The following is a 12,523-nucleotide window of genomic DNA, read 5'->3' as shown; positions in this document are numbered from 1 at the left end:
ATGTTTTTAACAAAGGGGAAAAGAGAGTGTTTAAATAGATTAAGTAATGAAAAGGGTATTTTATCAGCATTAGCAGTTGATCAACGAGGAGCTTTGAGAAAAATGATAGAGCGCCATCAAGAAGAAAAAGCTAGTGTTGAACAAATTGAACAGTTCAAAATATTGGTATCATCTCAACTGACTGCTTATGCCTCATCGATTTTATTAGATGCAGAGTATGGGATAAAAGCAATGCGTGTTCGACATTCAACAGCAGGGGCACTTCTTGCATATGAAAAAACAGGATATGATGCCAATACTATTGGACGTCTACCAGATATATTGGATACATGGTCCGTAAAACGATTGAAAGAACAAGGTGCGGATGCATGTAAGTTTTTACTTTATTACAATATAGATGATGTGATGACTATCAACGATAGAAAAAAAGCGTATATCGAACGAATTGGTAGTGAATGTCGAGCGGAAGATATACCATTCTTTTTAGAAATTGTGACATACGATAATCTTATTCAAGATAATACAAGTATAGAATACGCCCGCATAAAACCTAACAAGGTCATTGAGGCGATGAAAGAATTTAGTCAAGTTCAATACGGTGTAGATGTATTGAAAGTTGAGGTGCCTGTAAATATGGCATTTGTTGAAGGTTTTACACAAGAAGGTGTTGAATCTGTCTATACACAAGAGGAAGCAAAGGCATTCTTTAAAATGCAGTCAGATAGCACTCCTCTGCCATTTATTTTTTTGAGTGCGGGAGTGTCTGCTGACTTATTCCAAAAGACATTAGTATTGGCTAAAGAAGCTGGATCAACTTTCAATGGTGTATTATGTGGACGTGCCACATGGAGCGGAGCTATTGAGGTATTTGTTCGATACGGTAAAGAAAAAACGATCGAATGGTTACAAACGATAGGAAAAAAACATATTGAAACATTAAATTTCGTTTTAAATACTACGGCGACATCATGGACGGAAAAATTTGAAAAGGGGGTGAACGAATGAAAAAAGAAGATGTTTGTATGCTCGGGTTTGAAATTGTCGCTTATGCTGGGGATGCTCGTTCTGCTCTTTTAGATGCTCTATCAAAAGCAAAAGAAGGTCATTTTGAAGAGGCTCAGGAATTGATTGCAGAAGCACAAGAGAATATTAAGAATGCACACAAAACTCAAACAGATATGCTAGCTAAAGAAGCAAGTGGCGATGATATTGAAATGAGTTTTATTATGATACATGGGCAAGACCATTTGATGACAACATTATTGTTAAAAGATCTTGTGGAACATATTATCTATTTATATAAAAAAGGGTAGGGTTAAACATGAATGGGTTAATATCAAAAATTGAAGCAACAAAACCATTTTTTGAAAAAATTTCAAGAAACAAATATTTAAGAGCTATTCAAGAAGGCTTTATCGCCGCAATGCCAGTTGTATTATTTTCGAGTATGTTTCTATTGGTTGCTTTTGTACCAAATGTTTTTGGATTCTTTTGGTCGAAAGATATTGAAGCACTCATTATGAAACCATATCATTATTCAATGGGAATTATTGCTGTACTTGTTTCAGCTACAACGGCAAAGTCTTTGACAGATTCTTTTAATCGTCAATTAGAAAAAACAAATCAAATAAACCATATATCGACGATGTTAGCAGCGATTGTTGGTTTTTTATTGTTATCTTGTGATTTAGTAGACAATGCCTTTTCAAAAGGCTACTTAGGTACTACTGGACTAATAGCGGCATTTATTTCAGCTTTTATTACAGTAAATATTTATTATTTATGTACAAAAAATAATATTACAATTCGTATGCTAGAAGAAGTGCCACCGAATATTGCGCAAACGTTCAAAAATGTTATTCCATTTAGCTTAACTGTTTTTGTATTATTTGGTATTGATATTCTAATTAGAAGTTTATTAGGTAAACATTTTGCGCAAGCAATGATTGAAGTATTACAACCACTATTTAGTGCAGCGGACGGTTATGTCGGTATTGCAATTATTTATGGAGCCATGGCGTTATTTTGGTTTGTGGGTATTCATGGGCCGTCTGTTGTTGAACCTGCTGTAGCAGCGTTAATGTATATCAATGTAGATGCTAATTTAAAATTATTTCAATCAGGCGCACATGCAACCAATATTGTGACACCGGGTTTACAAATGTTTGTTGCAACAATGGGAGGTACAGGAGCGACATTTGTTGTGCCGTTTATGTTTATGTGGTTAGGTAAATCGAAACAAAATAAAGCGGTAGGGCGTTCGTCCTTTATTCCAACAGCTTTTGGAGTGAATGAACCTATTTTATTTGGAGCACCACTTGTTTTAAATCCTGTTTTCTTCATTCCTTTTGTGTTAGCTCCGATTGTGAACGTCTTTTTATTTAAAGAATTTGTTGATGTACTAGGAATGAACGGAAGTATGCATACACTTCCTTGGACAACACCTGCCCCGATAGGACTGATTTTAACGACGGGACTGGATAAGTTTGCATTCGTATTAGCACCATTACTGATTGTACTTGATACACTTATTTATTATCCGTTTTTTAAAGTGTATGATAAACAAATTTTAGAAAAAGAATTGACTGAAAAACAACATTTAAAAGGGAATCAACAAGATGCACAAACAGAAATTGACATGACTGTATTAATAAATGAAACACGCGTACTTGTCTTATGTGCAGGTGGTGGTACAAGTGGACTTTTAGCAAATGCACTAAATAAAGCCGCAAAAGAGTATCAACAGCCAATTAGTGCAGCGGCAGACTCCTATGGAGCACATCATGATATATTATCAAATTTTGATTTAGTCGTACTAGCACCACAAGTAGCTTCTAACTATGAAGATATCAAAAAAGAAACAGATGCATTGCATATCAAATTAGTAAAAACAAAAGGTGCTGAATATATTGGCTTAACAAGAGATCCGAAAGGTTCTTTAGATTTTGTGTTAAAACAGTTTCAAGATTAGAAAGAAGGTTATTGGGTTGAAAAAGTTACCAAAAGATTTTGTGTTTGGTGGAGCAACTGCTGCGTATCAAGCAGAGGGTGCCACAAAAGAGGGGAATAAAGGGCGGGTTGCATGGGATACATATTTAGAGAAAGAGGGAAAGTTTCTAGCAGAACCTGCTAGTGATTTTTATCATAAGTATCCCATTGATTTGGCGTTAAGTGAACAATTCGGTATAAACGGTATTCGAATTTCAGTTGCATGGTCACGCATTTTTCCAGAAGGTTATGGGACGCCTAACCAAGAAGGAATTGATTTTTATCATCGTTTGTTTAAAGAATGTCGGAAAAGACATGTTGAACCGTTTGTCACATTACATCATTTTGACACGCCAGAAGTACTACATTGTAATGGAGATTTTTTAAATCGAGATAATATTGAACATTTTGTGAATTATGCAATCTTTTGCTTTAAAGAATTTCAAGAAGATGTTCGTTATTGGGTAACTTTCAATGAAATTTGGCCAGTATCAAGTGGGCAATACTTAGTCGGAAAGTTTCCACCGGGTATTCGATTTGATTATGGAAAACTTGTGCAATCTATGCACAATATGATGCTTGCGCATGCTAAAACAGTGATTGCTTTTAAAGCATTGAAAATAAAAGGGGAAATAGGTGTTATTCATTCATTAGAATATAAGTACCCTTATGAAAACAAGGAAGAAAATACATTTGCTGCTAAAAAAGATGATACACTATCGAATACATTTTTATTAGAGGCGACATTCAATGGAGGATACTCAGCAGAAACATTGGACATCATTCAGTTTATTTTAAGGGCGAATAATGCGAGTGTTGACATAAAAAAAGAAGATTTAGAGTTGCTGAAACATGCCAGTGATAAAAATGATTTTTTAGGTATCAACTATTATCAAAGCAACTTTATTCAAAATTATTCTGGTGAGAATGAGATTTTTCATAATGGAACAGGCGAGAAGGGGACGTCTGTATTCAGATTAAAAGGTGTAGGGGAACATAAATTTGATATGGATATTCCACGTACGGATTGGGATTGGCTCATTTATCCAAAGGGACTATATGATATGATGGTGCGTATAAAAAAAGAATATCCAAACTATAAAAAAATATATATAACAGAAAACGGTATGGGGTATAAGGACGAGTTTAAAGACGGCGTAATTGATGACGAGCCACGAATTGACTATATTAGACAACATTTAGAGGCTATTCATCAAGCAATCGAGGATGGAGTAATTGTAAAAGGATATTTCTTGTGGTCGTTAATGGATGTATTCTCATGGTCAAATGGATATAATAAGCGATACGGTTTATTTTATGTCGATTTTGATACACAAGAACGTTATCCTAAAAAGAGTGCCTATTGGTATAAAATAGTGGCACAAACCCGAGAAATTAAATAATAAAAAAGCGTTAAGTTTTGCATGATGAAACTTAACGCTTTTTGTTTATTATATTTTGACATAAAGAGCTGAAAGGAGTATAATATCATAATGCAAAACGTGTACTTAAAATCAAAAATAAGTGTTGAAATATTGTCCAATCCTTATTTTATTCGCATTTTAGGAGCAAAAGAATCATTGTGTAAACATATTTCTTTTGCCTTTTTTTTGCTCATTATTGATTTTTGTAACGTAATTGTAATAAAAGTAACGAAAATGTTATATAAAATAAACTAGGGGTGACATGAGTGGCAGGACATAATGTTCAATATGGTAAACACCGTGTACGTCGCAGCTATGCGAGAATTAGTGAAGTGTTGGAATTACCAAACTTAATTGAAATTCAAACAGATTCTTATGAATGGTTCTTAGCAGAAGGTATTCGTGATGTACTACATGATATTTCACCAATCGAAGATCATGCAGGTAAGTTACAATTAGAATTTTTAGATTATCATTTCCAAGAACCAAAATATAGTTTAGCAGAATCTCGTAATCGAGATGTGAATTATTCTGCACCGATGTATGTTAAATTACGCTTGATTAACAAAGAAACGGGAGAAGTGAAAGACCAAGACGTATTCTTTGGAGATTTACCATTGATGACAGAAATGGGAACATTTATCATCAACGGGGCAGAGCGTGTTATCGTTTCTCAGTTAGTACGTTCTCCAGGTGTTTACTACCATGAAAAAATGGACAAAAATGGTAAACGTAGTTTTGGAACAACGTTAATTCCAAACCGTGGGGCGTGGTTAGAATATGAATCAGATGCAAAAGATATTGCTTATGCACGTATTGACCGCACAAGAAAAATTCCTGTAACAACACTTGTTCGTGCTCTAGGTTTTGGTTCTGACGACCAAATTTTAGATATTTTTGGTGAAGATCCTCAACTAAAAAATACAATCGAAAAAGATGTACATAAAAATGCAGCCGATACAAGAACAGAAGAAGCGTTAAAAGATATTTATGATCGTTTAAGACCGGGTGAACCGAAAACGGCAGATAGTTCACGTAATTTATTAAATGCACGTTTTTTTGATCCAAAACGTTATGACATGGCTGCGGTAGGTCGTTATAAAGTTAATAAAAAATTAAACTTATTACTACGTTTAAGAGATACAACATTAGCTGAAACACTTGTAGATGTAGAAACAGGTGAAGTGTTAGCAAGCGCAGGAACGGTTTTATCTAAAGATGTATTAGAAAAATTAGAACCGCATTTTAACAATGGATTAAATGCTGTGACATTATACCCAACAGATGACGGTGTTACGACAGATCCAGTTGTTATCCAAATTGTCAAAATTTATTCACCAAATGATCCTGATCGTATCATCAATGTGATTGGAAATGGCAATGTAGATTCACATATTAAAAGCTTAACATCTGCTGATGTTATTGCCTCATTGAACTACTTCTTGAATTTGTCTGAAGGATTAGGTTCAGTAGATGATATTGACCATCTAGGAAATAGACGTATTCGTTCAGTTGGTGAATTATTACAAAACCAATTCCGTGTAGGATTGGCACGTATGGAACGTGTTGTCCGTGAGCGTATGTCTATTCAAGACACAGAAACAGTTGTGCCACAAGCGTTAATCAATATTCGTCCGGTTGTAGCTGCCATCAAAGAGTTTTTTGGTTCATCACAGTTGTCACAATTTATGGACCAAACAAACCCATTAGGTGAGTTGACGCACAAACGTCGTCTATCAGCCCTTGGACCAGGCGGTTTGACACGTGACCGTGCAGGATATGAAGTACGTGACGTACACAATTCTCACTACGGCCGTATGTGTCCAATCGAAACGCCAGAGGGACCAAACATTGGTTTAATTAACAGTTTATCAAGTTATGCAAAAGTAAACGAATATGGATTTATTGAAACGCCGTATCGTTTAGTAGATCCAGTAACACACAAAGTAACAGACGAAATTCATTATTTAACAGCAGATGAAGAAGCAAGCATTGTGATTGCCCAAGCGAACTCTCCGTTAAATGAAGACGGAAGTTTTGTAAATGAACTTGTCATGGCAAGATCTGCTCAAGGTAACTTGGAAGTACCAGTTGAAAGAGTAGACTATATGGACGTATCTCCAAAACAGGTAGTTGCTGTAGCGACAGCGTGTATTCCTTTCTTGGAAAATGACGACTCAAACCGTGCTCTTATGGGAGCGAACATGCAACGTCAAGCTGTTCCTTTAATCAATCCAAAAGCACCTTTTGTTGGTACTGGTATGGAATATAAAGCAGCACATGACTCTGGAGCAGCCTTGATTTGTAAACATGAAGGGATTGTAGAGTATGTTGATGCAAAAGAAGTTCGAGTGCGTCGTGATAATGGAGCGTTAGATAAATATGATATTATTAAATTCGCTCGTTCTAACTCAGGAACATGTTATAACCAACGTCCGCTAGTTTCAAAAGGCGATAGAGTAGATGTTGGAGAAATCTTAGCAGATGGACCATCTATGGAAAAAGGTGAAATGGCATTAGGCCAAAATGTACTTGTTGCCTTTATGACATGGGAAGGTTATAACTATGAAGATGCTGTTATTATGAGTGAACGTTTAGTAAAAGATGATGTGTACACATCTATTCATATTGAAGAATATGAATCAGAGGCTCGTGATACTAAATTAGGGCCTGAAGAAATCACACGTGAAATCCCTAATGTTGGGGAAGATATGTTACGCAACTTAGACCAATTTGGTATTATTCGTGTTGGAGCAGAAGTAAAAGATGGTGATATTTTAGTTGGTAAAGTAACACCAAAAGGTTTGACAGAATTATCAGCAGAAGAACGCCTTTTACATGCGATTTTCGGTGAAAAAGCAAGAGAAGTACGTGATACATCATTAAAAGTACCTCATGGTGGTGGTGGTATTGTTCATGATGTAAAAATCTTCAAACGTGAAAATGGTGATGAACTATCTCCAGGTGTAAATATGTTGGTACGTGTATATATCGTACAAAAACGTAAAATTAACGAAGGGGATAAAATGGCTGGACGTCATGGTAATAAAGGGGTTGTATCCCGCATTATGCCTGAAGAAGATATGCCATTCCTACCTGACGGAACACCAGTAGACATCATGTTGAATCCATTAGGGGTTCCTTCACGTATGAATATCGGACAAGTACTTGAATTACACTTAGGTATGGCAGCTAGAGAATTAGGTATTTATGTTGCGACACCAGTATTTGACGGCGCTCGTGAAGAAGACGTTTGGGGTACGATTGAAGAAGCTGGTATGGCAAAAGATGCTAAAACAGTTTTATATGACGGTAGAACAGGAGAACCATTTGATAACCGTGTATCCGTTGGTGTCATGTACATGATTAAACTAGCACACATGGTTGATGATAAATTACATGCTCGTTCAACTGGTCCATACTCACTTGTTACGCAACAACCTCTTGGAGGTAAAGCACAATTTGGTGGACAAAGATTTGGTGAAATGGAGGTATGGGCATTAGAAGCGTATGGAGCAGCCTATACATTACAAGAGATTTTAACATACAAATCTGATGATACTGTTGGTCGTGTGAAAACATATGAAGCGATTGTTAAAGGTCAACAAATTCCAAAACCAGGTGTGCCAGAAGCGTTCCGAGTATTAGTAAAAGAATTACAAGCATTAGGTTTAGACATGAAAGTGCTTGATGAAAATGACGAAGAAATTGAATTGCGTGATATGGACGATGACGATGATGTTGTGAACGTCAATCGTCTAGAACAATACGCAGAACGTTTAAGACAAGTTGATGAAGAATTGGCTGAAGAAGAAATCGTTGAAGAAGATGTTGTGGATGATGAATTCATAACATTGGATGACATTGATGACGCAGACATTGATTTATAATATCTAAGAGAGCATAGCTCTCTTAGATTCATGAATAAAAGAGCATATTGGGCAGCTCGAAAAATATAAAGGGAGGTTGGCCCCTTGATAGATGTAAATAATTTTGATAGTATGCAGATTTCACTAGCATCACCAGATAAAATAAGAGAATGGTCTTATGGTGAAGTCACAAAACCAGAAACAATAAACTATCGAACATTAAAACCAGAAAAAGAAGGTCTGTTTTGTGAACGTATTTTCGGACCTACAAAAGACTGGGAATGTTCGTGTGGTAAATATAAACGTATTCGATACAAAGGCGTAAAATGTGACCGCTGCGGAGTAGAAGTGACACGTGCGAAAGTCCGCCGTGAACGCTTAGGACACATTGAATTGGCAGCGCCAGTATCACACGTTTGGTATTTTAAAGGCATACCAAGCCGTATGGGATTGGTATTAGACATGAGTCCTCGTTCATTAGAAGAAGTTATTTATTTTGCTTCTTATGTTGTCATTGATGGAGGAACAACACCTTTAGAGAACAAACAATTATTATCAGAACGTGAATACCGTGAATATAAATTGAAATATGGAAACCAGTTCACTGCTATGATGGGAGCTGAAGCCATTCAAAAATTATTAGAACGTGTAGATTTAGAAAAAGAAGTTACAGAACTAAAAGAAGAGTTAAAAACAGCACAAGGACAACGCCGTACAAGAGCAATTCGTCGTTTGGATATTTTAGATGCATTCAGACATTCAGGCAATAGACCTAGCTGGATGGTGATGAACACATTACCAGTTATTCCACCAGATTTAAGACCAATGGTTCAGTTAGAGGGTGGACGTTTTGCAACAAGTGACTTGAACGATTTATATCGCCGTGTGATTAACCGTAATAATCGCTTAAAACGTCTTATTGAGATTAACGCTCCTACTATCATTGTACAAAATGAAAAACGTATGTTGCAAGAAGCAGTAGATGCTCTAATTGACAATGGTCGTCGCGGTAGACCGGTTGTAGGACCAGGAAATCGCCCATTAAAATCTCTTTCACACATGTTGAAAGGGAAACAAGGTCGTTTACGTCAAAACTTATTAGGTAAACGTGTTGACTACTCTGGTCGTTCTGTTATTGTTGTTGGTCCAAATTTAAAAATGTATCAATGTGGACTACCAAAAGAAATGGCGATTGAATTATTCAAACCATTTGTGATGAAAGAATTAGTAGAACGCGAATTAGCAGGAAATATCAAAAATGCAAAACGTAAAATTGAACGTCAAGATGATGATGTATGGAAAGTATTAGCAGAAGTTATTCGCGAACATCCAGTATTGCTAAACCGAGCACCTACATTACATAGATTAGGTATCCAAGCGTTTGAACCAACGTTGGTTGAAGGACGTGCAATTCGTTTACACCCACTAGTGTGTGAAGCGTATAATGCCGACTTTGACGGAGACCAAATGGCTGTTCACGTACCACTTGGACAAGAAGCGCAAGCAGAGGCACGTTTATTGATGTTAGCTGCACAAAATATCTTGAATCCAAAAGATGGTAAACCGGTTGTAACACCTTCTCAAGATATGGTTTTAGGTAACTATTACTTGACTATGGAAGACGCTGGTCGTGTTGGAGAAGGTATGATGTTTAGTAGTGTTGATGAAGTTAGAACCGCTTATCAAAATGGTTTTGTTCATTTGCACACACGTATTGCCGTTGATCCAACAGCTTTAGGGGATAAACCATTTACAGATTCACAAAAAGAACGTTTGTTAGTGACAACAGTTGGTAAAATTTTCTTCAATGAAATTATGCCAGTTGAGTTCCCTTATTTAAATGAACCAACGCAATATAATTTAGAAGTGGCTACACCTGATAAGTTCTTTGTAGATAGAGGCGTGAATGTGTCTGATTTTATCCAAGAACAACCATTAGTAGCACCATTCAAGAAAAAAAATCTAGGAAACATCATTGCTGAAGTGTTCAAACGATTCCACATCACGCAAACATCTGAGATGTTGGATAGAATGAAAAACTTAGGATACAGTTATTCAACACGTTCGGGAATTACTGTTGGTATTGCTGATATTACAAACTTAGCTGTGAAGAAGGATATTTTAGATGCAGCACATAAAAAAGTTGATAATATTACAAAACAATTTAGACGTGGTTTAATTACGGATGAAGAACGTTACCAAAATGTTATTTCAACTTGGAACGAAGCAAAAGATAACATTCAAGTTGCCTTAATGGAATCATTAGATGATCGAAACCCAATCTTTATGATGAGTGACTCTGGTGCCCGTGGTAACATTTCCAACTTTACACAGTTAGCTGGTATGCGTGGTTTGATGGCTGCTCCAAACGGTCGTATCATGGAATTACCAATTACGTCTAACTTCCGTGAAGGGTTATCTGTCTTAGAAATGTTTATTTCTACACACGGTGCTCGTAAAGGGATGACCGATACAGCCTTAAAAACAGCCGATTCAGGTTACTTAACAAGACGTTTAGTAGACGTTGCACAAGATGTGATTATTCGTGAAACAGATTGTGGAACAGATAGAGGATTAACTATCTCTGCTATCAAAGAAGGCAATGAAGTTATTGAAAGTTTAGAAGAACGTTTAGTGGGTCGTTATGCAAAACGCTCAATTATCCATCCAGAAACAAATGAAGTTATCGTAAAAGGTAATACAATGATTACTGAAGATGATGCTCGCCGTGTCACAGAAGCAGGTATTGAAGAAGTAACAATTCGTTCAGTATTTACATGTAATACACGCCATGGTGTATGTAAACACTGTTATGGACGTAACTTAGCAACAGGTTCAGATGTTGAGGTTGGGGAAGCAGTAGGTATTATTGCGGCGCAATCTATCGGGGAACCAGGAACACAGTTAACCATGCGTACATTCCATACAGGTGGGGTTGCTGGAGATGACATCACACAAGGTTTACCTCGTATTCAAGAAATTTTCGAAGCGCGTAATCCAAAAGGTCGTGCTATCATTACCGAAGTTGCAGGGAATATTACGTCTATTGAAGAAAATCCTTCAGATAGAAGTAAAGATGTTACTGTACAAGGGAAAACAGATACAAGAACTTATACAGTACCATATACTTCTCGCTTAAAAGTGTCCGTAGGAGATAGTGTACATCGTGGTATGCCGTTGACAGAGGGGTCTATTGATCCTAAAGAGTTATTACGTGTACGTGATGTATTATCAGTTGAAACATACTTACTACGTGAAGTGCAAAAAGTATACCGCATGCAAGGGGTAGAAATTGGAGATAAACACGTTGAAGTAATGGTTCGTCAAATGCTACGCAAAGTACGCGTTATGGATCCAGGTGCAACTGAAATTTTACCAGGCACATTGATGGATATTGCAGACTTTACAGAGAAAAATATGGCAACATTACGTATGGGTGATACTCCTGCGACAGCACGTCCAGTATTACTAGGTATTACAAAAGCGTCATTGGAAACAAATAGTTTCTTATCTGCTGCCTCATTCCAAGAAACAACACGTGTCTTAACAGATGCTGCTATTCGTGGAAAACGTGACGAATTATTAGGTCTAAAAGAAAATGTTATCATCGGTAAAATTATCCCAGCCGGAACAGGTATGTCTAGATACCGCCGTATGAAACCAGAAGTTTTAAGCAATAAAACAAATGGCGTATACAGCATTGCTGACGGGGAATACGAAGCAACAAACGAAGATGATTTAACAATTTATGAATAAAATAAAAATAAGGCTAACGCGATTGTTAGCCTTATTTTGTGCGTTGGTGGGGTATCGGGAATTGCCTTGTTTTCAAGAATTAGTAAATAACGGTGTGATAGCGGTTGCTATTCGATGTTACTGAAGAAGATGTTTTACAATAAAAAGTATTGTCTAAAAAAGACTTTTTTCAAAAAATATACTTTATTTTTAGGACACAGTTGAAATGTTATTAGTTATAAATGAACATAAATATACATATTTATCCGCTTTCGGATTACAAAAAATGATGAAAAGCTATACAAAATACGTATTTTTCACTTACAAATCACAAGTGGTTAATGGTAACAGAAAAGAGATAAGTGCCAAAAACGTTGATCTGACGGGGGAAATAAAAAAGTTTGAAAAAAAAGAAAAAAAGTTTGAAAAAGGTGTTGACAAAAAAAAGGTGTGTTGGTATGATGTATAAGTCGTCGCAAGGGACGACAAAACGACTGAAAACAGTCG

General features: G+C 36.4%; 7 protein-coding genes. All 7 read left to right on the top strand.

Annotation, left to right across the window (positions count from 1 at the left end; all coding sequences use genetic code 11):
- The 7 genes from lacD (at position 1) to GMA11_RS07455 (ending at position 12,485) form a co-directional block, all read left to right on the top strand.
- Complete coding sequence (lacD, locus tag GMA11_RS07485; protein WP_163546549.1) at positions 1-1,005, top strand: tagatose-bisphosphate aldolase; 1,005 nt, start codon at positions 1-3, stop codon at positions 1,003-1,005.
- The gene (locus GMA11_RS07480; protein WP_163546548.1) at positions 1,002-1,313 is read left to right on the top strand and encodes a PTS lactose/cellobiose transporter subunit IIA; all 312 of its coding nucleotides are present in this window, start codon (positions 1,002-1,004) and stop codon (positions 1,311-1,313) included. The genes lacD and GMA11_RS07480 overlap by 4 nt, the downstream gene beginning before the upstream one ends.
- An 8-nt stretch (positions 1,314-1,321) precedes the next feature.
- Positions 1,322-2,971: a lactose-specific PTS transporter subunit EIIC gene (locus tag GMA11_RS07475; protein ID WP_163546547.1), complete on the top strand. Its 1,650-nt coding sequence runs from the start codon at positions 1,322-1,324 to the stop codon at positions 2,969-2,971.
- 16 nt (positions 2,972-2,987) lie between these two features.
- Positions 2,988-4,391 carry a 6-phospho-beta-galactosidase gene (gene lacG / locus GMA11_RS07470; RefSeq protein WP_163546546.1) on the top strand — a complete coding sequence of 468 codons (1,404 nt, stop codon included), beginning with the start codon at positions 2,988-2,990 and terminating at the stop codon, positions 4,389-4,391.
- 287 nt (positions 4,392-4,678) lie between these two features.
- Entirely contained in the window at positions 4,679-8,302 is a 3,624-nt protein-coding gene (gene rpoB, locus GMA11_RS07465; RefSeq protein ID WP_163546545.1) for a DNA-directed RNA polymerase subunit beta, read from the top strand.
- Positions 8,303-8,386: 84 nt separating this feature from the next.
- Positions 8,387-12,037, top strand: coding sequence for a DNA-directed RNA polymerase subunit beta' (gene rpoC, locus GMA11_RS07460; RefSeq protein WP_163546544.1), 3,651 nt, complete (start codon positions 8,387-8,389; stop codon positions 12,035-12,037).
- 205 nt (positions 12,038-12,242) lie between these two features.
- Positions 12,243-12,485: a hypothetical protein gene (locus GMA11_RS07455; protein WP_163546543.1), complete on the top strand. Its 243-nt coding sequence runs from the start codon at positions 12,243-12,245 to the stop codon at positions 12,483-12,485.
- Positions 12,486-12,523: the final 38 nt, after the last annotated feature.

It is taken from the genome of Granulicatella sp. zg-ZJ (assembly GCF_010892355.1).
Lineage (GTDB): Bacteria > Bacillota > Bacilli > Lactobacillales > Aerococcaceae > WM01.
The sequence above is the reverse complement of the archived record's forward strand: the minus strand, read 5'-3'. Positions and strand labels throughout refer to the sequence as shown.